This is a genomic window from Dechloromonas sp. A34 (genome assembly GCF_026261605.1).
Lineage (GTDB): Bacteria > Pseudomonadota > Gammaproteobacteria > Burkholderiales > Rhodocyclaceae > Azonexus.
The window spans coordinates 670,824-695,236 of the sequence record NZ_CP102486.1; the positions used below are offsets into that span (position 1 = coordinate 670,824).

Consider the following 24,413-nt stretch of genomic DNA (forward strand, 5'->3'; position numbering starts at 1 on the left):
TGGAGAAAACCATAAATTATACCACAACTTAGCTACGATTTGAGCCCGCGGAGAGGAGCTGTATATAGGTTTGCTTCTCTGCCGCACTCAGGCCGGCAACGCCGAATTGTTGGGCTTTGGCCTGGAGATCGGCGAAGAGCCGTTTCTGTTCGCCGCCCCGCAGTTTTTCCAGGGTGTCGCGAAATTCTTCCTCTGCTTCCGCTTCGTCAAATTGCTGGCCGAGAAGTTCCGAAGCTGCATTCTCGATCATCGTCTCTTCGGGCAGGCCGCGCAGTTGCTCGCGCAGCATGGCGTAGCTGGCGGCCTCGTGATGGGCGGTGACCAGTTGATGCAGGCGGATCAGCGCCGGCCGCTCCGGGGTGTCGGGGAGCAGATCGGGTGGTAACTGGCTGGCCAGTTGCGGCTTGTGGAGCACGATGCGCAGCAGGTTGCGGGTCAGCGACGGTGCGGTGCGCTTGGCCTTGGGCGGGGCGGGCGGCGTGTAGGACTTCAGTTCGCAGAGGCGTTCGACTTCGGGCTGGGCGAAACCGCTGGCCTCGGCCAGGCGCTTGACCAGTTGCAGGCGAAGCAGCGGGGTCGGCAGCTTCAAGAGCAGCGGCTTGGCTTCATAGATCAGCTGGGCCTTGCCTTCGGAACTGGTCAGGTCGCAGCGCTGGGCCAGCTCGCGCAGCAGGAAGTCGGAGAGCGGCATGGCCTGGGCGACCAGGCGGTCGAACTCGGCCTTGCCGTGGGCGCGGATGTAGCTGTCCGGGTCGTCCTCCTGGGGCAGGAAGATGAAACCGAGGCGCTTGTTGTCGGCCAGCGCCTCCAGCGAGTTTTCCAGGGCGCGCCAGGCGGCCTTGCGGCCGGCATTGTCGCCGTCGAAGCAGAAGACGATGCGGTCGACCTGACGCAGTAGCTTGGTCACGTGGGTCGCCGTGGTCGCCGTGCCGAGCGTCGCCACCGCATTGCCGACGCCGTTCTGGGAGAGCGCGATGACGTCCATGTAGCCTTCGGTGACGATCGCGGTGTCGGTGTCGCGCAGCGCCTGGCGGGCCTGCGGCAGGCCGAACAGCTCGCGGCCTTTTTCGAAAAGCGGTGTTTCCGGCGAGTTCAGGTATTTCGGTTCGCCCTGGTCGATGATCCGCCCGCCGAAAGCGATGATGTCGCCCTTGGGGTTGATGATCGGGATCATCAGCCGGTCGCGGAAGCGGTCGTAGCGGCGGCCGGCCTCGTTCTCGATGACCAGGCCGGCGACCTTGAGTTCGTCGGCGTTGTAATTCGGGAAAACGGCTTGCAGGTTCTGCCAGCCGTCCGGCGCGTAGCCGATGCCGAAACGGGCGGCGACCTCGCCGGACAGACCGCGTTTCTTGCAGTACTCGATGGCGCGCGGCGAAGCCTTGAGCTGGTCCTTGTAGTACTGGGCGGCGCGGCCCATGACGTCGATCAGGGTCCGGGTCTGGCCGGGCTTCTCGTCATTGACGCTGCGTCCTTCGCTTTCCGGCACCTGCATGCCGGCGCGGCCGGCCAGTTCCTTGACGGCATCGACGAAGCCGACGCCCTGGTATTCCATGACGAAGCCGATCGCCGTGCCGTGGGCGCCGCAGCCGAAGCAGTGGTAGAACTGCTTGGTCGGGCTGACCGTGAAGGACGGCGATTTCTCGTTGTGGAAGGGGCAGCAGGCGGCGTAGTTGGCCCCGGCTTTTTTGAGCGGCACATAGGTGTCCACCAAGTCGACGATGTCGACCCGGGCCAGCAGATCCTGAATGAAGGAATCCGGAATCACGTGCCGACTCCCTTAGGCGGTCAGGGCAGCCTTGACCAGCTTCGAGACCTCGCCCATGTCGGCCTTGCCGGCCAGCCGGGGCTTGAGGACGGCCATCAGCTTGCCCATGTCTGCCGGGCCTTTGGCGCCGGTTTCGGCGACGGCGGCGGCGACGGCGGCAGCTGTTTCTTCGGCGCTCATCTTTTCCGGCAGGTAGGCGGCCAGCACGGCAATTTCGAACTTCTCGGCCTCCGCCAGTTCCTGGCGGCCGGCGGCTTCGTACTGGGTGACGCTGTCCTTGCGCTGCTTGGTCAGCTTTTCGACGACGGCGACGACGGCGGCGTCGTCGAGTTCGACGCGCTCATCGACTTCCTTTTGTTTGACCGCGGCGAGCAGCAGACGGATGGCCGAGAGCTTGGCCGATTCCTTGGCCTTCATGGCCGTTTTCATGTCTTCGGTGATGCGTGCTTTGAGGCTCATGGTGCGCTTCTTCAGGAAATGATTGCCGGAAAAAAGACAAAGCCGCCGGCTTTTGAGGGCGGGCGGCTCTTGGGACGACGAAAACTTACTGGATTAGTAAAGTTTCGGCGGCAGGGTCAGGCTACGGAGGCGCTTGTGCTGACGTTTGACAGCAGCGGCAGCCTTACGCTTGCGCTCGGCGGTGGGCTTTTCGTAAAACTCACGGGCGCGCAGCTCGGTCAGGAGGCCCGTCTTCTCGACAGTACGCTTGAAGCGGCGAATCGCCACCTCGAACGGCTCGTTTTCCTTGACACGAATGTTCGGCATATAAATCACCCCCTTCCGTTAGGCGCCTGCCAGGTCAAGTAATCGGCAGTGCGCGCAAAAATTGTTCCGCAGGTTTGCGGGTAGCCGAGCAGTATATTCAAAAAACCTTGTTGTTCCAAGTGTTAAAATGCGCGCCGATGTTGATCCTGGGTATCGAATCCTCCTGCGACGAAACCGGTATCGCGCTCTACGACAGCGCGGAAGGCCTGTTGGCGCACGCCCTGCATTCGCAGGTCGCGATGCATGCCGAGTACGGCGGTGTGGTGCCCGAACTCGCCTCGCGCGATCATATCCGGCGCGTCGTGCCCCTGCTCCGCGAGGCCGTGGGCCGCGCCGGACGCCGGCTGGACGAGGTCGACGCCGTGGCTTACACGCGGGGGCCGGGCCTGGCCGGGGCGCTGCTGGTCGGCTGCGCCTTCGCCGAGGCCCTGGCCCTGGCGCTGGACAAGCCGACGATCCCGGTCCATCACCTCGAAGGGCATCTGCTCTCCCCGCTGCTGTCGCGCGATCCGCCGAGCTTTCCCTTTGTCGCGCTGCTGGTTTCCGGCGGCCATACCCAGTTGATGCGGGTGACCGGGGTCGGCGAATACGAACTGCTCGGCGAAACCCTGGACGACGCGGCCGGCGAGGCTTTCGACAAGAGCGCCAAGCTGCTCGGCCTGCCCTATCCCGGCGGCGCCCTGCTGTCGCAACTGGCCGAACAAGGGACGCCGGGCATCTATGAACTGCCGCGCCCGATGCAGCATTCCGGCGACCTCAATTTCAGTTTCTCCGGCCTGAAGACGGCCGTCCTGACCCTGGTTCGCGAACAGGATCAACCGTTGACCGAAACCTTCAAGGCCGATGCGGCGCGCGCCTTCCAGGAGGCGATCGTCGAGGTGCTGGTCAAGAAATCCCTGAAGGCGCTGAAGCAGACCGGCCTCAAGCAACTGGTGGTGGCCGGAGGCGTCGGCGCCAACAAACAGTTGCGGGCGACGCTGGACGACGAGGCGAGGCGCAAGCGTTTCCGCGTCTATTACCCGGAACTCGAATTCTGTACCGACAACGGCGCGATGATTGCTCTCGCCGGTTGCCTGCGCCTGCAGGCCGGTTCGCCGTCCAAGCCGGCCGGGGAGTTTGCCGTGCAGCCGCGCTGGCCGTTGATGGATATTTCCGGCAACGGGGCCTGATCCTCCTTTGGCGGCAGACTCAGTTGCGCCGTGCCACCCAATAGGTAGCACCAACCTCCCCGTAGCGTTCGGCATGCGGCACCTCGCGGTCCAGCGCAAAGTGATCGCCGGTCCGTAAATGTTGCGTCGCGTCGCCGACGGTCAGCCACATTTCGCCCTGTACGACGATGGCCTTCAGCGCAAACGGATGGGTGTGGGTGTCGAGCACCGTCCGCGGCGGCCATTGCCGTTCCAGCACTTCGTCAAAGCCTGCGCTCAGGGCCTGGGCGGTGAATTGCTCGAGGGTGGCGAATTCCGGGTGGTTCATGGCGGTTCCTCCTGGCCGATCAATGGCGGTCGGGGCGTGCCGCCAGGATTTCGACATAGGAAGCCCAAACGGGTTCGTCCTCGATTAACTGTCGGATGAGTCTTGAAATCATCGTGTTCTCCTTGACTGAAGGTTGGTCAGTTTTGACCCGATGTGCCTAGTCTAGGATTTGGTAGTCGATTGCTCCAATCGATTGCTTGTATCTTGGCGATTTTGTTTGGCTATCGGATGCGGCTGGTGCAGCCGTCGATGCAGGCGGCGGATGCCCAGCCAGGTCGCGGCGGCGACCAGCGCCAGCAGCAGGCCGATGATCTGGTCGACCGGCAGGTCCAGACCCCAGCCCTTGAGGGCCTTCAGCGCATAGGCGGCGAGTCCGATGCCGTAATAGGAGATGGCCACTACCGACAGGCCTTCGACCGCCTGCTGCAATTGCAGTTGCCGGCGGGCGCTGCGGCTCAGGCTTTCGAGCACGCTCTGGCTCTGCCGTTCCTGGGCCAGATTGACGCGGGTGCGCAGCATGTCGTTCGAGCGGTTGATCCGGGTGGCCAGCGCCTCCTGGCGGGCGGCGACCGAAACGCAGGTGTCCATGGCTGGGGCCAGCCGGCGTTCCATGAATTCGCCGATGGTCGGCACGCCTTCGATGCGCCGTTCGCGCAACTCGCCGATCCGGGCGCCAACGATGCGGTAATAGGCCTGGGCCGCGCTGAAGCGGTATGCGACCGAAAGCGAGGTCGTCGTCGACATCCTGCTCGTCGTCGTTGCCCTGGCCGTCGCGTTGTTCGCGACCATGATTGCCGTGCAGCCGATCGACAACCTCGGGCAGGCGATTCGCGAACGGCCGGACGACGATCTGACGCCGATCGATGCGGTCGGCGTGCCGCACGAGGTCAAGCCGCTGGTTGATGCGATCAACCTGCACATGGAGCGCATCGGCGCCATGCTCGAGGCGCGGCGCCGCTTTATCACCGATGCCGCGCACCAGTTGCGGACGCCGCTCGCCGTGCTCAACACGCAGGCCGAGTAGGCGCTGCGCCAGCAGTCCGAGGCTGAAATGCGACCGGCCATCGAGGCGCTGCACCATAGCCTGGGCAGTGCCATCCGGCTGACCAACCAGTTGCTGTCGCTGTCGCGCGCCGAACCGATCAATGGCCTGATGGTGGCCCGGCAGCCGGTCGATATCGTCGCCGTGGCGCGCGACATGGTGGTCGAACTGCTGCCGTTGGCCGAGCGCAAGGAGATCGATCTCGGCTTCGAGGGCGGGGCAGTGCCGCTGGTCGTCGCCGGGCATCCGGTGTTGCTGCGCGAACTGGTCGCCAATCTGGTCGACAATGCGCTGCGTTACACGCCGGAAGGCGGCATTGTCACCGTGGCGGTGGATTTGGCGCCGGAAGCGGCGTCCATGACGAGAATCCGGGTGGTCGACAACGGGCCGGGCATTCCTGCCCAGTTCCGGGAACAGGTTTTTCTGCGCTTTTTCCGCCTCGATGGCGGCGATTACACGGGGAGCGGTCTGGGGCTGTCGATCGTTCGCGAAATCGTCCTCGGCCATGACGGCGAGATCTCGTTGGCGGATGCGCCCGGCGGTGGCCTGCTGGTCGAGGTCCGCCTTCCTCTGGTTGCGGGGGCGGCCTAAGCCTTTTTCTTGCTGCCGATCTTCGATTCCTGGCCGGCCAGCAGCCGCTGGATATTCACCCAATGCTTGCCGACCAGTGCCATGGCGAGGATGCCGACGATCAGGATCTGGCCGCCGGCGCCGTGCATCAGCGCCGAGAACACCGGTGCCATGGCCGCGGCGAGGACGGCCGCCAGCGACGAGTAGCGGAAGGCGAAGGCGACGAATATCCAGGTGGCGAGCACGGCCAGGCCGAGCCCGAGGTCGAGCGCGATGAGCACGCCGGCCGCCGTGGCGACGCCCTTGCCGCCCTTGAATTTGAGGAAGATCGGGTAGAGGTGGCCGAAGAATACAGCCAATGCGACGAGACCGACCACTGTGCTGCTGAAGGCCATCTGCTGCGCGGTGAACACGGCCACCCAGCCCTTCAGCGCGTCGCCGATCAGGGTGAATAGCGCCGCCTTCTTGTTGCCGCTGCGCAGGACATTGGTCGCGCCCGGATTGCCCGAGCCGTAGGTGCGCGGATCGGCCAGACCGAAGAGGCGCGAGGCGATCATGGCAAAGGGAACGGAGCCGAGCAGGTAGGCGGCAACTAGGGCAAGGGCGGTTTGCATGGTCGGGGAGGTGGGGTTGGGTCGCTGGGGTACAATCGCGGCAAATTTTACACCGCCAAGACTTCCGGGCCCCGAATGGACATCATTTTCATCGACGAACTACGCGCAGAGACCTGGATAGGCATCTATCCGCGTGAAAAGGCCATGCCGCAGACGGTCGAGATTTCACTGCAAATCGGGGTCTCGACTGCGTCGGCCGGAGCCAGTGACGACATCCGCGACACGGTCGATTACGCGGTGGTCGTCGAGCGCCTGCGCGGCGACCTGTCGACCAGCCATTTCAACCTGCTCGAAGCCCTGGCCGAGCATGTCGCAACCTATCTGCTCGAAACCTTCGCCGTGCACTGGGTCCGTGTCTCGGTCGCCAAGCTCGGCATGATGCCGGGCGTCAAGCGCGTCGGCGTGATCATCGAGCGTTCGGTCTAGAACACGGCGGCCAATGCCGCCATCAAGGCAAAACCGCTGGCCAGGCCGGCCGTCCCGGCCGCTTCGCTGCCCGGTTTGTGCGAGGCCGGAATCAATTCGTGACTAACCACCCAGAGCATTGCCCCGGCCGCTGCTGCCAGGGCGAGCGGCAGGGCGCCGCCGGCCAGCGTGCTGGCGATGACCCCGAACAGGCCGCCGACAGGCTCGACGAGGCCAGTGCCGAGAGCGATCCAGGCGGCACGCCAGGGGGCGGCTCCGAGCGCCAACATGGCGCTGGCGACGATCCAACCTTCCGGAATATTCTGCAAGGCAATGCCGAACGTCATGCCGTGGTCGGCGCCCGAGGCCGCGGCGACGCCGACGGCGAGGCCTTCCGGTACGTTGTGCAGGGCGATCGCGGCGACCACCAGGCCGACCCGCGGCATGGCCCGACTGCCGTCGATCGTCTCGACATGGGCGTGGGCGGTGCGCCGATCCATCTGCTGCATCGCCGCCACGCCAGCCATGAAGGCGAGGGCGGTGAGTGGGCCGAGCAGCCCGGGTACGGTGCTGGCGGCAACCGTCTGCACGGCCGGCACGAGCAGCGAGAAGAGGCTGGCCGCGAGCATCATGCCGCCGGCCAGGCCGAGCATCGGCGCCATCAGCTTTTCTAATGGCCGGCGGAGGAAGAGGATGGGCAAGGCGCCGAGACCGGTGGCGAGGCCTGCCAGCAGGCTGGCTTCGAGGCCGCGGGCGGCCATCGGATGGGCGCTCAGCCAGTGCGCCGATTGCTCGATGGCGAAGGTGATGGCGACGATCGCCATCAAGATGCCGGCCCCCAGCTTGGCTTGGGCTGTGGGCTTGGCGTAGTGATGAATGACCAGTTGCGTCATGGCTGCTCTCCTTCGGGTTGAGAGCAACTTTATCCGCCGCTGATGTATAGCTCCAATCGATTGAATAAATTAGATCGATTGTTAAATGTAATTACGCCTGATTGGCAACTTCAACGGTTTTCGGCTGCAGCACCCGCAGCAGGTCGTGCGGATGGATGCCAACCAGGTAGCCGCGCCGGCCGCCGTTGATGTAAATCAGTGACTGGTCGAGGATGGTCTTTTCGAGATAGATCGGCATCGCCTTTTTGGTGCCAAACGGGCTGGTGCCGCCGACCAGGAAGCCGGTGTGGCGGTTGGCGACTTCCGGCTTGCAGGGCTCAACGCGCTTGCAGCCGATCTGGCGGGCGAGTTCCTTGGCAGATACTTTGCAGTCGCCATGCATCAGCACGATCAGTGGCTTGGCGTTCTCGTCCTCGAAGATCAGTGTCTTGACGACGGCGTGTTCGTCGACATTCAGTTCGCGGGCAGAAACCTTGGTGCCGCCGTGCTCTTCGTAGGCATAGAGATGGCTGGAGAAAGCGATCTTGTGCGACTTCAGAAACTTTGTCGCCTGTGTTTCGGGGGCGTTTTCGATTTTGCTCATATTGGATCAAGAGTGTGGCACACGACAACGGCCCGTGCCGTTCAGGGGCGCGGCGGGCGGAGCGGGCGAGGTAGGCCGGGCGGGACGGGAGCACGATAGGGGCGGTAATAGCCCCGATGGACGCGTTTGGATGGCCGATAGCCCGGCGCGGCGGGCGGTCGATGCAGGCGGGTGGCCCCAGGGCCGGGCAGGTGGCCGGGGCCGGGCAGGGCTTCGGCGACGGGAATGGAGAGGAACAAGGCGGCAGCGGTGAGCAGGGTGGCGGCTGGGAGTTTCATGATTTCACCTCGGTCGTGGAAGGCGAGCATGGGGCAGGGGGGAAGATTATCACCGGCACTGTGTTTGCCAGCAAAGACTGCTAGAAAGTTCCGGCGGCGATGAAAGAATTTCCTGGCACTAGCCGCGTGGATGATGGATCGCGTGCAGGCTCTTCAGGCGCTCGCGGGCGACGTGGGTGTAGATCTGGGTGGTCGAAATGTCGGCATGGCCGAGCAAGAGCTGGACGACGCGGAGATCGGCGCCGTGGTTCAGGAGATGGGTGGCGAAGGCGTGGCGCAGCACGTGTGGCGACAGCTTTTCCGGGGCGATGCCGGCGATCGTCGCGTAGCGCTTGATCAATTGCCAGAAGGCCTGGCGGGTCATGGCGCCGCCGCGGGCGGTGACGAACAGGGCGTCACTTTGCTGTCCCTTGAGAATTTCCGGGCGCGCTTCGTCGAGATAGCGTTTGAGCCAGTCGATGGCCTGTTCGCCGAGCGGCACCAGGCGTTCCTTGCTGCCCTTGCCGAGGGCGCGCAGCACGCCTTCGTTGAAGCCGATCTCGTGCAGTTTCAGATTGACCAGTTCGGAGACGCGCAGGCCGGTGGCGTAAATGGTTTCAAGCATGGCGCGGTCGCGAAGGCCGAGCGGGGTGTCGATGTCCGGGGCGTTGAGCAGGCTGTCGACCTGCTTTTCCGAGGTCACCTTGGGCAGGCGCGAGGGCCGGGCCGGGTTGGCCAGCTTCAGCGTCGGATCGGCGACGATGCGGCCGCGCCCGAGTTGCCAGCGGTAGAAGCGGCGCAGGGTCGACAGGTAACGCGATTGCGAGGTGGCGCGGGTGTGGCGCGAAAGGTGGGCGATGAAGGCGGTCAGCGTCGTTTCGCGAATGTCGAGCAGCGGCTCGTGGCCGTTGTCGGCCAGCCAGAGAGAGAGCCGGCCGAGGTCGGAGCGGTAGCTGTCGAGCGTTGCCTTGGCCAGGCCGTCTTCCAGCCACAGGGCGTCGCAGAAATTGTCGATCTCGGCGAGGTCAGCGGGGCGCAGCGGCAAAATCGCAGCCTTCGTGGCTGAGCAGCCAGCGCTTGATGTCGAGCATGAAGCCGTCGCCGTGCTGGCTGAAGCCGCCCAGCCCGCCGCCGCTGGCGACGACGCGGTGACAGGGCACGACCAGCGGATAGGGATTGCGGCCGCAGGCCTGGCCGACGGCACGTGGCGCGTTGCGGATGTTTTTCGCAACCTGGCCGTAGGTCAGGGTCTGGCCGGGCGGGATGCGGGCGATTTCGGCCCACACCCGGCGCTGGAAGAAAGTGCCGGCGGGGCGCAGCGGCAGGCCGAAAGCGAAGGCCGGATCGGCCAGGTAGGCCTCGATCTGGCGCACCGTCTCGGCCGCCAGACGGTTGCCCGGCGCCTGGGCCGCCTGTGGGGCGAGGTATTCGATGGCGCTGACTTCGTCGTTGTCGCAACGGATGCCGAGGGCGAAGCCGGGAGCGGCGACGATGGCCTGGTAGTGCGGTTCGCTCATGCTTCCTCCCGGGAAATGGCGTGCGCCGGAAATCAGAAAGCGGAAATCCCGGTCTGCGCCCGGCCGAGGATCAGGGCATGGATGTCGTGGGTGCCTTCGTAGGTATTCACCACTTCGAGATTGACCAGGTGGCGGATGACGCCGAATTCGTCCGAAATACCGTTGCCGCCCAGCATGTCGCGCGCCGTGCGGGCGATATCGAGGGCCTTGCCGCAGGAATTGCGCTTCATCAGCGAGGTGATCTCCGGCGTTGCGCTGCCGTCGTCCTTCATCCGGCCGAGGCGCAGCACGCCCTGGATGCCGAGGGTGATTTCGGTCTGCATGTCGGCCAGCTTCTTCTGAACCAGCTGGTTGGCGGCCAGCGGGCGGTCGAACTGCTTGCGATCCAGCGTGTATTGGCGCGCCGTGTGCCAGCAGAACTCGGCGGCGCCGAGGGCGCCCCAGGCGATGCCGTAGCGCGCCGAGTCGAGACAGGTGAACGGGCCTTTGAGGCCGGCGACGTTGGGCAACAGGTTTTCATGCGGTACGAAAACCTCGTCCATGACGATCTCGCCGGTGATCGAGGTACGCAGGCCGACCTTGCCGTGGATAACCGGCGCCGTCAGGCCGGCCATGTCTTTTTCGAGGATGAAGCCGCGGATGACGCCCTCGTCGTCCTTGGCCCAGACCACGAAGACGTCGGCGATCGGGGCATTGGTGATCCACATCTTGCTGCCTGACAGTTTCCAGCCGCCGGGCACGCTGCGCGCGCGGCTGGCCATGCTCGCCGGGTCGGAGCCGGAATTTGGCTCGGTCAGGCCGAAGCAGCCGATCAGCTTGCCGCTGCCCAGTTTGGGCAGGTATTTCTGGCGCTGTTCCTCGGAGCCGAAGCGGTAGATCGGAACCATGACCAGCGAGGACTGGACGCTCATCATCGAGCGGTAGCCCGAATCGACGCGCTCGATTTCGCGGGCGACCAGGCCGTAGGAGACGTAGTTCAGGCCGGCGCCGCCGTAGGCCGGCGGCAGCATGCAGCCGAGCAGGCCCATTTCGCCCATTTCGCGGAAGATGGCCGGGTCGGTGTGTTCGTGCCGGAAGGCGTCGCGCACCCGCGGTGCCAGCTTCTTCTGCGCGAAGTCGTGGGCGGCGTCGCGCACCAGGCGCTCGTCGGCGGCCAGCTGCGAGTCGAGCAGTAGCGGGTCCGGCCAGTTGAAGGCAGCGCGGCTCATCGGCCGAAAAAGCGCCGGAACCAGCCGGCGGTTTCCTGCTTTTCTTCCTTTTCCTTGATCACACCCTGCATGTTGGCTTTGACCGCACCGACGTAGTCGGCGTCGTCGCGCTTGATGTGATTGACCAGCCAGCGGGCGAGCATGGCATGCAATTCCTCGGAAACGTCGTCGCCGAGTTGCATGCGTTCCTGGTATTCCGCGACCTTGCGGGTAAACAGTTCATGCACTTTCTTGTGCGGCTTGCAGTACTGGTAGCCGGCCTCTTCCTGCAGGCTTTCCTCGAAGGCGAAATGCGACAGCGTGTAGTCCACGCAGTCGTTGATCACCTCCCGGATTTTCTTCTTGTCCTTCATGACCTGGGCGGCTTCCAGGTCGTTGATGAAATCGACGATCCGGCGGTGTTGCTGATCGATGACGTCGATGCCGGTATCCAGCTCATGGCTCCAGGTAATGGTCATGCTGTTTTTCTCCCCAATACTGATTTGATGAAGCGTTTCAGCCGCGCGCGTGGCCGTCGCCGAGCACCACCCATTTCTGGCTGGTCAGTCCTTCCAGTCCGACCGGGCCACGGGCGTGGATCTTGTCGGTCGAAATGCCGATCTCGGCGCCCAGGCCGTACTCGAAGCCGTCAGCGAAGCGCGTCGAGGCGTTGATCATGACCGAGGCCGAATCGACTTCGCGCAGGAAGCGCATGGCCTTCGGGTGGTTGTCGGTGACGATCGCTTCGCTGTGATGCGACGAGTACTTGTTGATGTGCGCGATGGCTTCGTCGATGTCGGCGACGACCTTGACCGAAATGATCGGCGCCAGGTATTCGGTGTAGTAATCCTCTTCCGTGGCGGCGACGGCATTCGGCACCAGGGCCAACGTTTCGGCGCAGCCGCGGATCTCGACGCCCTTGCCGGTCAGCATGTGGGCGATCGGCGGCAGCAGCATGGCGGCGACCGAGCGGTCGACCAACAGCGACTCGGCGGTGTTGCAGGTGCCGTAGCGCTGGGTCTTGGCGTTCTCGACGATCTTCAGCGCCTTGTTCGGATCGGCTTCCTCTTCCAGATAGACGTGGCAGTTGCCATCGAGGTGCTGGATCATCGGCACCCGCGATTCGGCCAACAGGCGGGCGATCAGGCCCTTGCCGCCGCGCGGCACGATGACGTCGACGAATTCGCGCATGGTGATCAGTTCGCCGACCGCGGCACGGTCGGTGGTGTCGATGACCTGCACCGATTCGGCGGGCAGGCCGGCGGCGCGCAGTCCTTCCTGGACCAGCGCGGCGATCGCGCGGTTCGAGCGGATGGCTTCCGAGCCGCCGCGCAGGATCGCGGCGTTGCCGGACTTCAGGCAGAGTGCGGCGGCGTCGGCGGTGACGTTCGGGCGGGCTTCGTAAATGATGCCGATGACGCCGAGCGGGACACGCATCTTGCCGACCTGGATACCCGACGGGCGATACTTGATGTCGGTCATTTCACCGATCAGGTCGGGCAGTTTGGCGACTTGCTCGACCCCTTCGGCCATGCTGTCCACACCTTTCTCCGAGAGCGTCAGGCGGTCGAGCATCGCGGTTTCCAGGCCGGCGGCGCGGGCGGCGGCCAGATCTTCCTGGTTGGCGGCGACCAGGGCTGCCTTCTCGCGGCGGATGGCGGCGGCGATGTGCAGCAGCGCGGCGTTCTTTTCCGCCGTCGAGGCGCTCGCCAGGCGGCGCGAGGCGGCACGGGCCTGGCGGCCGACGCTCTGCATGTAGTCCTTGATATCCATGGTTTTTTCAGGTGTGGCAAAAGTCACGATTATAGCCAGCAAAATTACAGGGAACTTCCGGAAGCGGGTAAACTCTTATCCGCAACGACAACAAGGCTTTTCCATCGAGGACATGATGGCCGAAAAACTAATATTGCCGACCGAAGTCAAGGTTTGTGCAACTTGCAGCTACTGGGATGGTGAACGTCAGGTCGATTCCGACATGAAACTGGTCGTGGTCGCCCAATCGTGCCGTGGACATTGCCTGGTTCAGGATGTTGAGAAACCGGGGCTGCACGACGTGCGCAAGGAACATTCCTGCATCTGGGAAGATCTCGAGCCGGACCAAGAGGCTGACGAGAAGGCTGCCTAAGGCAGCCTGACTTCAGCTCGCGGCGTAGCGCCAGAAGGCGCGGTTTCTGCCTTCTGCCTTGGCCGCATAAAGTGCGGCATCGGCTTCCTGAAAGAATTTCGGGTCGACCTGCCCGCCATTCGGGGTAAGGGTCATGCCACCCAGGCTGATCGTGACGTGCCGGCTGACCGGTGAGGTCGGATGGGGCAGTTGCAGGGCTTCGATGCCGGCCCGAACATCGTTTCCGACATGGGCAGCGGCTTGGGCGTCGGTATTCGGCAGCAAGAGCACGAACTCCTCACCACCGTAGCGGGCGACCAGGTCGCCGGGGCGGTTTACATGCCCACGCAAGGTCTGCGCTATGCGGTGCAGGGTGCGATCCCCTTCGGCGTGGCCGAGATGGTCGTTATAGGCCTTGAAGTGGTCGACGTCGATAATCGCCAGCGACAGCGGGCTACCGCTGCGGGCGCAGCGCCGCCACTCGTTTTCCAGCGCCTCATCGTAACGCCGCCGGTTGGCAATCTCGGTCAGGCTATCGATCATCGCCAGATTTTCCAGCAGATGGCGTTGGTGGATGGATTGCAGATGGTTGCGCACCCGCTTGCGGACTATTGAGGGGTGAAAAGGCTTGGTGATGTAGTCGACGGCGTCGAGGTCGAGTCCGCGTTCCTCGTCGGCCGGTGAATCAAGGGCGGAAATGAAGATGACCGGAATCTGCCGGGTCGCGTCGTCGCCCTTCAGGGCCTGGATGACTTGGTAGCCGCTCATGTCGGGCATCAGGACGTCGAGCAGGATCAGGTCCGGGCGCTGCTCGCGGGCCCGCTCCAGCGCCTGGGTGCCGCTCTTGGCGAGGATGACCCGGCAGTCGTTGTTGAGCAGTTCGGCTAGCAGCGAGCGGTTCTGTTTCTCGTCATCGACGACCAGCACGGTCTGGCCGGCATTCATGTCGCCTGCTCCAGCAACCTATTGCGCAACTGCTGCAATTTCTCCAGCGCCAGTTCGTATTCGACGTCGTCGATCAGTGCACTCATTTCGCGCAAAAGTGTTTGTTCTTGTTCAGTCATTTCCGGAGCGCCGGCCAGGTCCTTGCTCAGGCCCTCGCACAGTTGTTCGCTGCGTGCGTCGGCCCGTTTCAGGCTGGCTGCCAACTGGTCGAGCCGGGATGCCAGCATCTCGTCGGTGATCGTCCGCTCGGGTTCGTTGGCAGAGGTTAGCGGAGGCAATCCGGCAAGTCCATCCATGACCTGATTCAGCTCATGTTCGCCAGCGGCAAGCAAGGCTTCCGGCATCGTCTGGTCGGCCGTTTCGGTCAAGGCCTGTTCGATCTGGCGGGCAGTTTCGGCCAGCTCGCGGATACCCAGCGAAGCGGCCACCGACTTGATCGAGTGCGCCAGGCGGCGTGCCTCGAGGCGCCTGGTTTCGGCCAGCGCGGCACGGATGCGGGCCATGGTGTCCGAGAAATCGCGGCGGAAGGCGTACAGCGATTTCAGGTAAAGCTCGGGGCGGAACATGTGCAACTCGAGCCCTGCGGCGCAATCGATACCGGCCAGTTCGGGCCAGTCGGCCGGCAGGGCGGTCCGTGTCTGGGGCGCGCCGGGCAGGGCTGGCGGGGTGGCGATCGGCGGTAGCCAGTGGCTCAGCGTTGCGTAAAGAACTCGCGGAATGATTGGCTTGGTCAAATGCTCGTTCATGCCGGCCGCCAGCGTCTGTTGCTGATCCTCGGCAGTGGCATGGGCGGTCATCGCGATGACCGGCAGATGGCGCAGGCGGGGAATGGCGCGAATCGCCCGGGTGGCAGTCAGGCCATCCATGACCGGCATCTGGATGTCCATCAGGACTAGCCGGAAGTCTTCCTTCTGCAGCAGATCGAGTGCTTCCTGGCCCTGGGTGGCGACGCCGACGCTGAGGCCGACGCGCTGGAGCAGCGCGACGGCGATGGTGCGGTTGATCGCGATGTCCTCGACGACCAGCACGCGCTCGCCCGCCCAGTGTGGTACCCGGGTAGGCGGTGCCACTTCGGCCGGGAGCGTGATGGCATTGGCGGCGGGGAGGCCGAAGACGATGTCGAAGCGGAAAAGACTGCCGACGCCCGGTGTGCTTTCGAGTTTGATCTCGCCGCCCATCAGTTCGACCAGCTGGCGGCAGATGGCGAGGCCGAGGCCAGTGCCGCCGAAACGTCGGGTAATGCTGCTGTCGGCTTGGGCGAAGGGCGTAAACAGGTGTTCCAGGTGTTCGGGGGGATGCCGATGCCGGTGTCGCGGACGGCGAAATTCAGCCGGATGCGATTTTCCGGCAAGGCTTCTGGCTGACCGACGCTGACCTCGATTTCGCCATGGGCGGTGAACTTGACCGCATTGCCGACCAGATTGATCAGAATCTGGCCGAGGCGCAGGGCGTCGCCGAGCAGCACCGGCGGTACTTCATCGCTATTGACGAAACGCAGGTTGACGCCGAGTGCGCGAGCGCGGGCGCCGAACAGGCTACCGACGGTCTGGAAGACCCTCTCCAGTTCGAACGGCATGTGCTCGAGCTTGAGCCCGCCGGCTTCAATCTTCGAGAAGTCCAGAATGTCGTTGATGATGCCGAGCAGGGCATCCGCCGACTGCATGACCTGTTCCATGTATTCCCGCTGCTGGGGGGCGAGCGGGGTTTCGAGCAGCATGTGGCTGAGCCCGGTGATGGCGTTCATCGGGGTCCGGATTTCGTGGCTCATCCGGGCCAGAAAGTCGGATTTTGCCCGATTCGCCTGGCCGGCTTCGGCCATCGCTTCGCGCAGGGCGCGGGTGCGCACACCGACCATCGCTTCCAGGCTTTCGCGATAGGCCGACAATTCGTTGTCGCGGGCCTGCAGGGTGTCGAGCATCCGGTTGAAGGCGTGGCTGACACTGCCGATCTCGTCGCGGCTGGCGATCGCCAGGCGTTCGTCGAGCCGGGCGTCGCGCGACACCCGGTTGGCCAGTTGGTCGAGATTCTCTAGCGGCGCGGTGATCCGCCCGACGACGTAACGACTGAGCAGCAGCGAGACGGCAAGGGCGATCAGCAGCAGGACCAGGGTTTCGCTCATCGTCTGCCGCATGGTCCGGCGGTATTGCTCGAGCGAGACCAGCAGCTCGATATGGCCGCTCGATCCGGCCTGCTCCATGAGCTGGATCGGTTCGCGAATCAGCAGTTGGTCATCCAGGAACAGGGGGCTTTGCCCACCTGCCGGGAAGGTGGCGGGTAGCTCCGGGGTGCGCTGGTAATCGGCCATCGCCTGGCCGTTGTCGAGCACGATACGGCCGGCTTGGACGGCCGGATTGATGGCCAGCGAGGAAAGCAGGCGGTCGGCTTCGCGCCTGTCGAGGAAGGCGACGGCGGCCTGCGAATTGGTCGCCAGCAGGCGGGCCTGGGCGGCCATCGACTCCGCCCACTGGGCTTGCAGCAGCTGCTTCTGCTGCACATAGACGAGCAGAAAAACCAGGCCGACGACGATCAGCAGGAAGGAAAACGAGATCGCCACCAGCTTGTTGCGGATGGTCGGCTCGGGCATCGGGAAGGCATCGCGCAGGCGCTGGAACAGCGGGCTCATGGCTCGATGACCCGGGCCAGCCGCAGTAGCTGGGCGTTGAATTCGAATCCCTTCTTCTGGGCTGTGCGGCGATTGATCACGATGCCGACCCGCTCGCCCTCGAGCGGCAATTCGATCATCCCGCCGGAACGCGCAAAACCGGGGATGTCGGAGACCGTGACCAGTTGTCGGGGCGCGGCACGCTCCAGCCAGCTGGCCAGATTGGCGGCTTCGCTACGCGGAATGAAGATCATCTGGCAGGCCGCGATATCGGCGGGGGCAAGCTGGATTTCAGCGCTGCCACTACTCAGGTTGAGCTGGGCCAGGGCATTGCCGAATGGATTCTTGCCGACCACGCAGAGACTCATCGGCTTTGGCGCGGGCTTGTCGGCCGGCCAGTAGACGAATTGCGACAGTCGGTAGTAAAGCACCGCCTTCAGGGTGTATTCGGTTGCCTCTTCGGCTTGCGTCGTGGCTGGCAGGGCGAGCGCCAGCCAGAAGGCGGCGAGTGCCGCCCGGCCATGAGCGCGGAGGAGGTGCCAGTTCTGCATGCCGGGTCAGAAACGGTATTCGAGGGTGCCCATATAGGTCCGCGGCTGTTGCGGAACCGCTTGCAGGACGGTACTTGCCGACGAGGTGTGGGCGGCGTAATAGCGTTCGTCGAACAGGTTGTAGATGTCGAAGTACAGCGACAGACGCTCGCCGGCCAGCTTGTGCACGCCGAAGTGCAGGCTGGCGACGGTATAGGCGTCGGTTTTCTTGATCCGGTCGTTCTGGGCGCGGTTGATCGCGCCGGTCGTCGTCTGGTCGATCCATTGCAGGCGCGGCGTGATGGTCAGCCAGTCCTGGTAGCGCAGGGTGACGCCGAGCTTGACCTTGTTGGCGGCAATATTGACCTGCTGCAATTCGGGGCCGTCCTCGGTTTCCCGGACGGTGCCCTTGACGTAGCTGTAGCTGCCCCAGAAATCGGCATTCCAGGGGCCGCCCAGATGGAACTGCCACTGCGGGATGAGGTCGATGCCGGAGTACTCGTCCTGGCCGCTGTTCTGTTTCGATTCGGTCAGGGTCAGCGTCGTGCCCGGGATGTACTGGACGGGCGTCGGGTCGGTACGGGTGATGATGACGCGGTCGACCCGGGTCCGGTAGGCGTTGGTGATCAGGTTGAATTTGCGGGTTGGTCGCCAGTCCCAGGTCAGCGACAGGGTCTTCGACTTTTCCGGCTCGAGGTTGCGGTTCGGGGCGCGGAACAGGCCACTCGGATTGCCGGCGCCATTGAAGCTGCCGAAGGCGCTGTAGCTTTCCTCCGGCGACGGGGCGCGGAAGGCTTCGCCGTAGAGTAGCTTCAGGTAGTTGCCGGTGGCCGGCTGCCAGGTGATGCCGAGCCGCGGATTGAAGCTGCTGCCGTAGGTCGAGTACCAGTCCTCACGGGCGCCGATCATCGTCGATAGCGTCGGGGTCCATTGCGCCTGCCATTGCAGGTAGCCGGACCAGCTGTAATAGCGGGCGTCGAAGATCTGCAGCGGCAGATTGGTGTTCGAGTAGGTCATGCCCTGGCTTTGCGGCCCTTTCGACGTGTCATAGGGGCGCGGCAGGTCGGGCGTCTCGATGGCGTAATAGTCCCGGTAGCCGAGGCCGGCGAGCAGGGTGTGGCGTTCGGCGACCTGCCAGTTCAGGTTTTGCTCGATGCCGCGCCGGCGGGCGTAGGAATAGTCATAACCGTGGTTTTCGAAGTTGGTGATCGAGTTGATGTAGCGCGACTTCGGGTCGGTCTCGTAAGTCGAATGATCGACCACCAGTTCGCCCTTGAGCGAAGGAGTGAGTGCGAAGCGGTACTTGCCGTACCAGGTGTCGATCGTCGTGTCCCAGTAGGCGTCGGACTGGTAGTAGACCGCTGCCGGCTTGTCGCCGGTGCTGGTCAGGCTGCGGAAATTGTTGCGATAGAAGCCGACCGTCAGGTCGTCCTGGTAGTCGAGCCGGAAATACTGGCTCCGGCTGCTGATGTCGCCGACGTAGTCTTCGCGCTGGGCGGCCGGGCGGACGACCGTGTTGCCGACTTTGGCATCCACTTTCGGGTAATCCGGGTAGTACTTGTCGAGCCGGGCGCGGTCGCTTTCTTGGTAGTGGGCGCTGGCGGTCAGCGTGATTCCGAAGCCGGGCGAGCCGCTGGCCAGGAAGTTGCCTTCGAGCGAACCGAAATTGCCGATACCGGCTGAAATCTTCCCAGCCAGGGCGTCGCCCGGCTTCTCGGTGATGATGTTGATGACCCCGGCGAAGGCATCGGCACCATAAAGCGCGGCGGCTGGGCCATAGAGCACTTCGACCTGCTTGGCGAAGTAAAGCGCGAAGTTTTCGGCGATCGGAATTTTGCCGCCGGCCGGGTGGTCGATGCGGACGCCGTCGAGCAGGATCAGCAGCTTGTTGTTGCTGACATTGCCCTGAAAGGCAAAATTGTTGAATTGCGAGGAGCGCGTGCCGCGCTGGAAGTCCACGCCCGGCAGATCTTCGAGCAGGTCGGCGAGGTTCTTGTAGCGGCGGTCACGCATCTGCTCGCGGGTGATCACCATGATGTGAGCGGGGTCTGCTCACGTCCTTCCTGGCGGCGGGAGGCGGTGACGACCGGTGTGGCGATCAGTTCTTCCAGCGATAGCGGCAGCAGGGTGGCAACGTTGTCGGCCGCCCACAGGGCGGTGGGACTGGCGCCGAGCGCGGCCGCAACCGCGAGCGTGCTCAGGCTCGGGCGAAATGTCTGCATGGTTACCCCCCGGTCGTGCTTTTTTTGTTGGCTTCAGCGCATGGCGTCGGTCCGCAGCGGCTTGGTCGGGCAAAGCCGCAGGCCGAGGCGGAGAAATTCTTCCCAGATATTACCTTGTCCGATGCCTTTGGCCAGGCGGTCGATTTTTCCGGCGTGGTGCAGCGCGGCTTCCAGGGTCGAACCCGACAGGCGCTGCAGGGCCTTTTTGACCGGATTGGCGCGCGGCCCCCAGACTTTGGCATCCTTGAGCAGCGTGTCGAGCGAGCGGCCGCTGTCCATGCCGTTGCGGATCACGGTCAGGGCGCGGATTTCCTCGCTCATCGCCCACAGCACCAGCGGCGGTGCTTCGCCTTCCTGCATCAGGCCGTCCAGGGTCCGTGTCAGGCGGCCGATGTCACCGGCGAGCAGGGCTTCGCGCAGGCCGTCGATGTCGTAGCGGGCGACATTGAGCACGGCGTCGCGCACCTGCTCCATATTGAGCTGGCCGGTCGGGTAAAGCAGGCCGAGTTTCTGGATTTCCTGGTGGGCGGCGAGCAGATTGCCTTCGACCCGCTCGGCGATGAATTTCAGGCTTTCCAAATCGGCGCTTTGCTGCTGGCGGCGCAGGCGGCCGGCGATCCAGCCCGGCAGCTCGGCCAGCGGCGGGGCCATTAGCTTGATGGCGACGCCAGCATTGACCAGCGCCGTGAACCAGACGGCCTTTTCCTCGCGCCAGTCGAGCTCGGGCAGGGTGATCAGCAACAGGTTGTCCGGCGAGAGGTGCTGGCACCATTGCTGCAGCGCGGCGCTGCCTTCCTTGCCCGGCTTGCCGGTCGGGATGCGCAGGTCGATCAGCTTCTTGTCGCCAAACAGGGACATGTTGCCGCCGGCGGCCAGCAATTCGCCCCAGTCGAACTGCGGCAGCACGGTCAGCACTTCGCGTTCGCTGTAGCCCTGTTGCCTGGCCTTGAGTCGGATGGTGTCGGCCGCTTCGATGACCAGCAAGGGCTCGTCGCCGTACAGCACATAAAGCGGGCGCAACTCGCGTTCGAGATGCGCCGGCAGCTGTTCGCCCTTGAGCAGCATTACTCTTCGTCTTGCAGGTCGGGGTTGCGCGGCTTGATGATGGCCAGCCGACGCATGATCTGATTGACCAGGTCATTGTTCATGTCGCGCCAAAGCAGACCTTCTTCCAGATCCTTGGCGAGGACGTTCGAATCGTCGAAGGTGATGTCGCGGGAGAGGGCGATTTCGTTGGGCAGGACGATCACCTGGCCCTTGGCGTTGACCACCTGGAAGCGATAGGTCAGCTGCAGGCGGTATTCCCGCACCCGGCCCTGGGCGTTGACGCTGAGAATGGTCTTCTGCCGGCTGTCGGCGAGTTGCTGGAAAACGGCTTCGGCCCGTGTCGCCTCATCGACGATTTCGGTGCTGCCCGCAGCGTTGATATAGCGTTCAAGCCAGATGCGAACATCGGCCGTTTCCGGCAACGCGATATTCATCGTCTTGTACGGCAGGTTGCCGCTGAGCGTCCCGCGCAGCTGGAAGCCGCAGCCGGCCAGAATGGCGGCGAAAAGCACGGCGAGCAAAAGCCTTAACGGGACGCGCATGGTGGAGTTCCTTAAACGACGATATTGACCAGGCGGCCCGGCACGACAACGACCTTCTTCGCCGGCTTGCCTTCCATGAACTTCTGCGCATCTTCGTTGGCCAATGCGGCCGCCTCGATGCTCGCCTTGTCGGCCTCGGCGGCGACGCGAATCGAGCCGCGCAGCTTGCCGTTGACCTGGATCATCAGCTCGATTTCGTCCTGCTTGAGGGCGGCCGGATCGGCCTTGGGGAAGGCCTGGACCCCGGCATCCTGGCCCGGCTTCAGCTCGGCGTAGAGCGCCTGGCCGATGTGCGGGACAATCGGGAAGAGCAGCAGGGCGATACTTTCCAGGGTTTCCTGGGCCAGCGCGCGGCCGGCGGCATCCTTGAGATCGCACTTGTCGAAGGCGTTGAGCAGTTCCATGACGGCGGCGATGGCGGTGTTGAACTGCTTGCGCCGGCCGTAATCGTCGGCGACCTTGCCCATGGTCTGGTGCAGCTTGCGGCGGAGGTCGGCCTGGGCTGAACTCAAGCCGTCATTGCCGGTGCAGGCGACGACCAGGCCGGCCTGCACATGGTCGTAAGTGGTCTTCCACAAGCGGCGCAGGAAGCGGTAGGCGCCTTCGACGCCGGCATCCGACCATTCCAGCGACTGGTCGGGCGGCGAGGCGAACATGATGAACAGGCGGGCGGTGTCGGCGCCGTACTGGTCGATCAGGGCCTGCGGGTCGACGCCGTTGTTCTTCGACTTCGACATCTTTTCGGTGCCGCCGATGACTACGGGCAGGCCGTCGGCCTTCAGCGTGGCGCCGGTCGGGCGGCCTTTTTCGTCGGTCACGACATCGACGTCGGCCGGGTTGATCCACAGCTTCTTGCCGCCGTCGAGGTCGCGGTAGAAAGTCGGGGCGACGACCATGCCCTGGGTCAGCAGGTTGGCGAAAGGTTCGCCGAGGTCGCCGATCAGGCCGACGTCGCGCATCAGCTTGGTGAAGAAGCGCGAGTAGAGCAAATGCAGGATGGCGTGTTCGATACCGCCGATGTACTGGTCGATGCCGCCCTTGCACCAGTAGGCGACGCGCTCGTCGACCATGGCCGTGGCGTTGTCGGGGCAGGCGTAGCGCAGGAAGTACCAGGACGACTCGAAGAAAGTGTCCATGGTGTCGGTTTCGCGGCGGGCTTCACCGCCGCACTTCGGGCACTTGCACTCGTAGAACTCGGGCATCCGGGCCAGCGGCGAGCCGGCGCCGGTGATCTCGACGTTCTCCGGGAGGACGACCGGCAGTTGGTCGTCGGGTACCGGCACATCGCCGCAGGAGGCGCAATGGATGATCGGAATCGGGCAGCCCCAGTAGCGCTGGCGGGAAATACCCCAGTCGCGCAGGCGGAACTGCACCTTCTTGTCGCCCAAGCCCTTGGCAGCCAAGTCTGCGGCAATCGCGTCGACGGCGGCTTCGTAGCCGAGGCCGTCGTACTTGCCGGAATTGACCAGCTTGCCCTTGACCTTGTCGGCATACGACTCGGCCCAGGCCTGGTCGCTGAAGCTCTCGCCCTCAACGGCGACGACCTGCTTGATCGGTAGCTTGTATTTCAGGGCAAAGGCGAAATCGCGTTCGTCGTGCGCCGGCACGGCCATCACCGCACCGTCGCCGTAGCTCATCAGCACATAGTTGCCGACCCAGACTTCGACCTGTTCGCCGGTCAGCGGATGGGTCACGAAGATGCCGGTCGGCAGGCCCTTCTTTTCCATCGTGGCGATGTCGGCTTCCGCGACGCCGCCCTTCTTGCATTCCTCGATGAAGGCGGCCAGTTCCGGGTTGTTGGCGGCGGCACGGGTGGCCAGCGGATGTTCGGCGGCGACGGCGACGAAGGTGACGCCCATGATGGTGTCGGCGCGGGTGGTGAACACCCACAGCTTTTCGTCGGCATTGTCGGCCAGCGGGAAGGCGAAGCGGACGCCGGTGCTCTTGCCGATCCAGTTCTTCTGCATCAGACGGACCTGCTCGGGCCAGCCCGGCAGGTTGTCGAGCTCAGACAGCAATTCCTCGGCGTAGGCGGTGATCTTCATGTAGTACATGGGGATCTCGCGCTTTTCGATCAGCGCGCCGGAACGCCAGCCACGGCCGTCGATGACCTGCTCGTTGGCGAGCACGGTGTGGTCGACAGGGTCCCAGTTTACGGTGCCGAGTTTCTTGTAAACCATGCCATTTTTATAAAGGCGGGTGAACAGCCATTGTTCCCAGCGGTAGTACTCGGGCGTGCAGGTGGCGAATTCGCGTTGCCAGTCGATGGCGAAGCCCAGCGACTTGAGCTGCGAACGCATGTAATCGATGTTGGAATAGGTCCACCCGGCCGGCGGTACGTTGTTTTGCAGCGCAGCATTCTCGGCCGGCATGCCGAAAGCGTCCCAGCCCATGGGCTGCAGCACGTTGTAGCCCTGCATCTTGTGGAAACGCGAGAGCACGTCGCCGATGGTGTAGTTGCGCACGTGGCCCATGTGCAGCTTGCCCGACGGGTACGGGAACATCGACAGGCAGTAGTACTTGGGCTTGGTGGTGTCTTCGACGGCGCGGGCGGCGCCGGTCTGGTCCCAGTGGCTCTGGGCGGCGCGTTCGATGTCGGCCGGGGTGTATTTGTCCTGCATGGGCTTTCGCTGAAAAATCATGAGATAAGCCCGGAATTATACCGGCTCGCGCTCACCGGCGGAGGCGGGCGAACGGGCGATAGAGGATTTTCCGTCGCTGACGGAGGCGCCTGATGGCGGACCAGGCGATGCGCCGGAGTTGCTGACCGGAAATGGCGCAGGGAGCTGCCGACCAGTCGTGGCGGGACCTGCACGCCCCGCCACGGAAAGTGGTCGGACTTACCCGGTCAGGCTGCTATTTTTTTTTGCGCGGCCATGCTCTGCCAGGTGTTCTGCCAGTAGCGATAGGTGTTCTGGGCGGCCATCATCGAGAGCAGCGACATCCGGCTCTGGTGGTGCCACATCCAGGACAGGCGCGGGGCCGGGCTCAGGGTGTATTCAGGCGTGCCGCCGACTTCGTCCTCGACGATGGCCAGGAAGCGCTCGACGGCGAGGCCCCAGTAATTCGAGCCTTCGGCCTTGCCGCAGAGAAATTCGGCTTCGGAAAGGGCGCGGCGCCAGAGCTTGAGGGCGAGTTCGTCGCTGATGCCAGCCTTCCGGGCAATCCAGGGAAGGATTTTTGGTGCGTTCATGCTGTTGTTCATGCTATTACTCCTTGTGCTGCGTGGTGGTGCCACTCCTGAACTTCGACTGCCTTGTGGGCAGCAAAGTTTTGTGCACTGCAATATATTTTTGTTTAAGTATACTTCTGGCTTTCTCGCTGGGTGTAACCAATTGTTGCAGCTG

The 24,413-nt window shown here is 64.0% G+C and carries 28 protein-coding genes and 1 pseudogene; 5 read left to right on the forward strand and 24 right to left on the reverse strand.

Going from position 1 to position 24,413, the window contains the following annotated elements; genetic code table 11:
* Positions 1-28 precede the first annotated feature (28 nt).
* The 3 genes from dnaG to rpsU form a co-directional block, all read right to left on the reverse strand.
* Positions 29-1,765 carry a DNA primase gene (dnaG, locus tag NQE15_RS03325; RefSeq protein ID WP_265946505.1) on the reverse strand — a complete coding sequence of 579 codons (1,737 nt, stop codon included), beginning with the start codon at positions 1,763-1,765 and terminating at the stop codon, positions 29-31.
* 12 nt (positions 1,766-1,777) lie between these two features.
* Positions 1,778-2,224 (reverse strand): GatB/YqeY domain-containing protein, encoded by a 447-nt coding sequence (locus tag NQE15_RS03330; RefSeq protein ID WP_265946507.1) that lies wholly within the window; start codon positions 2,222-2,224, stop codon positions 1,778-1,780.
* A gap of 93 nt (positions 2,225-2,317) precedes the next feature.
* Entirely contained in the window at positions 2,318-2,530 is a 213-nt protein-coding gene (rpsU, locus tag NQE15_RS03335; RefSeq protein WP_265946512.1) for a 30S ribosomal protein S21, read from the reverse strand.
* Between the two features lie 137 nt (positions 2,531-2,667).
* Between rpsU and tsaD the strand changes: the two genes are divergently transcribed.
* Positions 2,668-3,699 carry a tRNA (adenosine(37)-N6)-threonylcarbamoyltransferase complex transferase subunit TsaD gene (gene tsaD / locus NQE15_RS03340; protein WP_265946514.1) on the forward strand — a complete coding sequence of 344 codons (1,032 nt, stop codon included), beginning with the start codon at positions 2,668-2,670 and terminating at the stop codon, positions 3,697-3,699.
* Positions 3,700-3,718: 19 nt separating this feature from the next.
* Here tsaD and NQE15_RS03345 read toward each other — a convergent pair whose 3' ends face one another.
* Together NQE15_RS03345 and NQE15_RS03350 are read right to left on the reverse strand one after the other, a co-directional pair.
* Positions 3,719-4,006 (reverse strand): cupin domain-containing protein, encoded by a 288-nt coding sequence (locus NQE15_RS03345; RefSeq protein ID WP_265946516.1) that lies wholly within the window; start codon positions 4,004-4,006, stop codon positions 3,719-3,721.
* 162 nt (positions 4,007-4,168) lie between these two features.
* The gene (locus NQE15_RS03350) at positions 4,169-4,795 is read right to left on the reverse strand and encodes a DUF3422 family protein (RefSeq protein ID WP_265946518.1); all 627 of its coding nucleotides are present in this window, start codon (positions 4,793-4,795) and stop codon (positions 4,169-4,171) included.
* On the opposite strand from NQE15_RS03350, the gene NQE15_RS03355 reads away from it, so the two are divergent.
* Together NQE15_RS03355 and NQE15_RS03360 are read left to right on the forward strand one after the other, a co-directional pair.
* The gene (locus NQE15_RS03355; RefSeq protein WP_265946520.1) at positions 4,782-5,030 is read left to right on the forward strand and encodes a hypothetical protein; all 249 of its coding nucleotides are present in this window, start codon (positions 4,782-4,784) and stop codon (positions 5,028-5,030) included. The genes NQE15_RS03350 and NQE15_RS03355 overlap by 14 nt on opposite strands.
* A gap of 27 nt (positions 5,031-5,057) precedes the next feature.
* Entirely contained in the window at positions 5,058-5,639 is a 582-nt protein-coding gene (locus NQE15_RS03360) for a sensor histidine kinase (protein ID WP_265946522.1), read from the forward strand.
* Here NQE15_RS03360 and plsY read toward each other — a convergent pair.
* Positions 5,636-6,232 (reverse strand): glycerol-3-phosphate 1-O-acyltransferase PlsY, encoded by a 597-nt coding sequence (gene plsY, locus NQE15_RS03365; protein WP_265946524.1) that lies wholly within the window; start codon positions 6,230-6,232, stop codon positions 5,636-5,638. The genes NQE15_RS03360 and plsY overlap by 4 nt on opposite strands.
* Positions 6,233-6,307: 75 nt before the next feature.
* Here plsY and NQE15_RS03370 point away from each other — a divergent pair, with 75 nt between their 5' ends.
* Positions 6,308-6,658: a dihydroneopterin aldolase gene (locus tag NQE15_RS03370; RefSeq protein WP_265946526.1), complete on the forward strand. Its 351-nt coding sequence runs from the start codon at positions 6,308-6,310 to the stop codon at positions 6,656-6,658.
* Here the strand turns inward: NQE15_RS03370 and NQE15_RS03375 are convergent.
* From NQE15_RS03375 to NQE15_RS03410, 8 genes are all read right to left on the reverse strand, one after another.
* Positions 6,655-7,530: a ZIP family metal transporter gene (locus tag NQE15_RS03375; RefSeq protein WP_265946528.1), complete on the reverse strand. Its 876-nt coding sequence runs from the start codon at positions 7,528-7,530 to the stop codon at positions 6,655-6,657. The two genes, NQE15_RS03370 and NQE15_RS03375, sit on opposite strands and share 4 nt — an antisense overlap.
* Before the next feature lie 91 nt (positions 7,531-7,621).
* Positions 7,622-8,113: a Cys-tRNA(Pro) deacylase gene (gene ybaK, locus NQE15_RS03380; RefSeq protein WP_265946530.1), complete on the reverse strand. Its 492-nt coding sequence runs from the start codon at positions 8,111-8,113 to the stop codon at positions 7,622-7,624.
* A 41-nt stretch (positions 8,114-8,154) separates the two neighbouring features.
* Entirely contained in the window at positions 8,155-8,391 is a 237-nt protein-coding gene (locus NQE15_RS03385; RefSeq protein WP_265946532.1) for a hypothetical protein, read from the reverse strand.
* 118 nt (positions 8,392-8,509) lie between these two features.
* The gene (xerD, locus tag NQE15_RS03390) at positions 8,510-9,415 is read right to left on the reverse strand and encodes a site-specific tyrosine recombinase XerD (RefSeq protein ID WP_265946534.1); all 906 of its coding nucleotides are present in this window, start codon (positions 9,413-9,415) and stop codon (positions 8,510-8,512) included.
* Positions 9,396-9,887 carry a methylated-DNA--[protein]-cysteine S-methyltransferase gene (locus tag NQE15_RS03395; protein ID WP_265946536.1) on the reverse strand — a complete coding sequence of 164 codons (492 nt, stop codon included), beginning with the start codon at positions 9,885-9,887 and terminating at the stop codon, positions 9,396-9,398. Before NQE15_RS03395 ends, xerD begins: the two co-directional genes overlap by 20 nt.
* Before the next feature lie 32 nt (positions 9,888-9,919).
* Positions 9,920-11,095 carry an acyl-CoA dehydrogenase gene (locus NQE15_RS03400; RefSeq protein ID WP_265946538.1) on the reverse strand — a complete coding sequence of 392 codons (1,176 nt, stop codon included), beginning with the start codon at positions 11,093-11,095 and terminating at the stop codon, positions 9,920-9,922.
* Positions 11,092-11,553, reverse strand: coding sequence for a bacteriohemerythrin (locus tag NQE15_RS03405; RefSeq protein WP_265946540.1), 462 nt, complete (start codon positions 11,551-11,553; stop codon positions 11,092-11,094). The genes NQE15_RS03400 and NQE15_RS03405 overlap by 4 nt, the downstream gene beginning before the upstream one ends.
* Before the next feature lie 37 nt (positions 11,554-11,590).
* Entirely contained in the window at positions 11,591-12,847 is a 1,257-nt protein-coding gene (locus NQE15_RS03410; RefSeq protein WP_265946542.1) for a glutamate-5-semialdehyde dehydrogenase, read from the reverse strand.
* Here NQE15_RS03410 and NQE15_RS03415 point away from each other — a divergent pair.
* Positions 12,846-13,199, forward strand: coding sequence for a hypothetical protein (locus NQE15_RS03415; protein ID WP_265946544.1), 354 nt, complete (start codon positions 12,846-12,848; stop codon positions 13,197-13,199). The genes NQE15_RS03410 and NQE15_RS03415 overlap by 2 nt on opposite strands.
* A 12-nt stretch (positions 13,200-13,211) precedes the next feature.
* On the opposite strand, the gene NQE15_RS03420 is transcribed toward NQE15_RS03415, so the two are convergent.
* The 10 genes and pseudogenes from NQE15_RS03420 to NQE15_RS03465 all read right to left on the reverse strand — a co-directional run bounded on the left by NQE15_RS03420 (position 13,212) and on the right by NQE15_RS03465 (position 24,271).
* Positions 13,212-14,123 (reverse strand): diguanylate cyclase domain-containing protein, encoded by a 912-nt coding sequence (locus NQE15_RS03420; RefSeq protein ID WP_265946546.1) that lies wholly within the window; start codon positions 14,121-14,123, stop codon positions 13,212-13,214.
* Positions 14,120-15,301: a response regulator gene (locus tag NQE15_RS03425; protein ID WP_416336527.1), complete on the reverse strand. Its 1,182-nt coding sequence runs from the start codon at positions 15,299-15,301 to the stop codon at positions 14,120-14,122. The genes NQE15_RS03420 and NQE15_RS03425 overlap by 4 nt, the downstream gene beginning before the upstream one ends.
* Positions 15,299-16,746, reverse strand: a pseudogene (locus NQE15_RS03430) (ATP-binding protein); the annotation flags it as partial. The pseudogene NQE15_RS03430 and the gene NQE15_RS03425, both read right to left, overlap by 3 nt.
* Positions 16,743-17,276, reverse strand: coding sequence for a YfiR family protein (locus NQE15_RS03435; RefSeq protein ID WP_265946550.1), 534 nt, complete (start codon positions 17,274-17,276; stop codon positions 16,743-16,745). The pseudogene NQE15_RS03430 and the gene NQE15_RS03435, both read right to left, overlap by 4 nt.
* 6 nt (positions 17,277-17,282) lie before the next feature.
* The gene (locus tag NQE15_RS03440; protein ID WP_265946552.1) at positions 17,283-19,289 is read right to left on the reverse strand and encodes a TonB-dependent receptor plug domain-containing protein; all 2,007 of its coding nucleotides are present in this window, start codon (positions 19,287-19,289) and stop codon (positions 17,283-17,285) included.
* The gene (locus tag NQE15_RS03445; RefSeq protein WP_265946554.1) at positions 19,283-19,477 is read right to left on the reverse strand and encodes a hypothetical protein; all 195 of its coding nucleotides are present in this window, start codon (positions 19,475-19,477) and stop codon (positions 19,283-19,285) included. The genes NQE15_RS03440 and NQE15_RS03445 overlap by 7 nt, the downstream gene beginning before the upstream one ends.
* Positions 19,478-19,510: 33 nt before the next feature.
* Positions 19,511-20,542 carry a DNA polymerase III subunit delta gene (gene holA, locus NQE15_RS03450; protein ID WP_265946556.1) on the reverse strand — a complete coding sequence of 344 codons (1,032 nt, stop codon included), beginning with the start codon at positions 20,540-20,542 and terminating at the stop codon, positions 19,511-19,513.
* On the reverse strand, positions 20,542-21,066 hold the full coding sequence (gene lptE, locus NQE15_RS03455) for an LPS assembly lipoprotein LptE (protein ID WP_265946558.1): 525 nt from the start codon (positions 21,064-21,066) through the stop codon (positions 20,542-20,544). Before lptE ends, holA begins: the two co-directional genes overlap by 1 nt.
* An 11-nt stretch (positions 21,067-21,077) precedes the next feature.
* Positions 21,078-23,687, reverse strand: a complete 2,610-nt coding sequence (gene leuS / locus NQE15_RS03460) for a leucine--tRNA ligase (protein WP_265946561.1) — start codon at positions 23,685-23,687, stop codon at positions 21,078-21,080.
* 227 nt (positions 23,688-23,914) lie between these two features.
* Positions 23,915-24,271, reverse strand: coding sequence for a hypothetical protein (locus NQE15_RS03465; protein WP_265946563.1), 357 nt, complete (start codon positions 24,269-24,271; stop codon positions 23,915-23,917).
* Positions 24,272-24,413: the final 142 nt, after the last annotated feature.

Coding starts and splice junctions, on each gene's coding strand:
- NQE15_RS03420 (WP_265946546.1), bottom strand. CDS start 14,123: ATGAATGCCGGCCAGACCGTGCTGGTCGTCGATGACGAGAAACAGAAC.
- NQE15_RS03360 (WP_265946522.1), top strand. CDS start 5,058: ATGCGACCGGCCATCGAGGCGCTGCACCATAGCCTGGGCAGTGCCATC.
- NQE15_RS03440 (WP_265946552.1), bottom strand. CDS start 19,289: ATGGTGATCACCCGCGAGCAGATGCGTGACCGCCGCTACAAGAACCTC.
- NQE15_RS03425 (WP_416336527.1), bottom strand. CDS start 15,301: ATGGGCGGCGAGATCAAACTCGAAAGCACACCGGGCGTCGGCAGTCTT.
- NQE15_RS03345 (WP_265946516.1), bottom strand. CDS start 4,006: ATGAACCACCCGGAATTCGCCACCCTCGAGCAATTCACCGCCCAGGCC.
- NQE15_RS03330 (WP_265946507.1), bottom strand. CDS start 2,224: ATGAGCCTCAAAGCACGCATCACCGAAGACATGAAAACGGCCATGAAG.
- leuS (WP_265946561.1), bottom strand. CDS start 23,687: ATGCAGGACAAATACACCCCGGCCGACATCGAACGCGCCGCCCAGAGC.
- NQE15_RS03350 (WP_265946518.1), bottom strand. CDS start 4,795: ATGGTCGCGAACAACGCGACGGCCAGGGCAACGACGACGAGCAGGATG.
- NQE15_RS03410 (WP_265946542.1), bottom strand. CDS start 12,847: ATGGATATCAAGGACTACATGCAGAGCGTCGGCCGCCAGGCCCGTGCC.
- NQE15_RS03385 (WP_265946532.1), bottom strand. CDS start 8,391: ATGAAACTCCCAGCCGCCACCCTGCTCACCGCTGCCGCCTTGTTCCTC.
- NQE15_RS03370 (WP_265946526.1), top strand. CDS start 6,308: ATGGACATCATTTTCATCGACGAACTACGCGCAGAGACCTGGATAGGC.
- NQE15_RS03405 (WP_265946540.1), bottom strand. CDS start 11,553: ATGACCATTACCTGGAGCCATGAGCTGGATACCGGCATCGACGTCATC.
- NQE15_RS03415 (WP_265946544.1), top strand. CDS start 12,846: ATGGTTTTTTCAGGTGTGGCAAAAGTCACGATTATAGCCAGCAAAATT.
- holA (WP_265946556.1), bottom strand. CDS start 20,542: ATGCTGCTCAAGGGCGAACAGCTGCCGGCGCATCTCGAACGCGAGTTG.
- NQE15_RS03400 (WP_265946538.1), bottom strand. CDS start 11,095: ATGAGCCGCGCTGCCTTCAACTGGCCGGACCCGCTACTGCTCGACTCG.
- rpsU (WP_265946512.1), bottom strand. CDS start 2,530: ATGCCGAACATTCGTGTCAAGGAAAACGAGCCGTTCGAGGTGGCGATT.
- NQE15_RS03395 (WP_265946536.1), bottom strand. CDS start 9,887: ATGAGCGAACCGCACTACCAGGCCATCGTCGCCGCTCCCGGCTTCGCC.
- NQE15_RS03435 (WP_265946550.1), bottom strand. CDS start 17,276: ATGCAGAACTGGCACCTCCTCCGCGCTCATGGCCGGGCGGCACTCGCC.
- tsaD (WP_265946514.1), top strand. CDS start 2,668: ATGTTGATCCTGGGTATCGAATCCTCCTGCGACGAAACCGGTATCGCG.
- NQE15_RS03465 (WP_265946563.1), bottom strand. CDS start 24,271: ATGAACAACAGCATGAACGCACCAAAAATCCTTCCCTGGATTGCCCGG.
- plsY (WP_265946524.1), bottom strand. CDS start 6,232: ATGCAAACCGCCCTTGCCCTAGTTGCCGCCTACCTGCTCGGCTCCGTT.
- lptE (WP_265946558.1), bottom strand. CDS start 21,066: ATGCGCGTCCCGTTAAGGCTTTTGCTCGCCGTGCTTTTCGCCGCCATT.
- NQE15_RS03445 (WP_265946554.1), bottom strand. CDS start 19,477: ATGCAGACATTTCGCCCGAGCCTGAGCACGCTCGCGGTTGCGGCCGCG.
- ybaK (WP_265946530.1), bottom strand. CDS start 8,113: ATGAGCAAAATCGAAAACGCCCCCGAAACACAGGCGACAAAGTTTCTG.
- NQE15_RS03375 (WP_265946528.1), bottom strand. CDS start 7,530: ATGACGCAACTGGTCATTCATCACTACGCCAAGCCCACAGCCCAAGCC.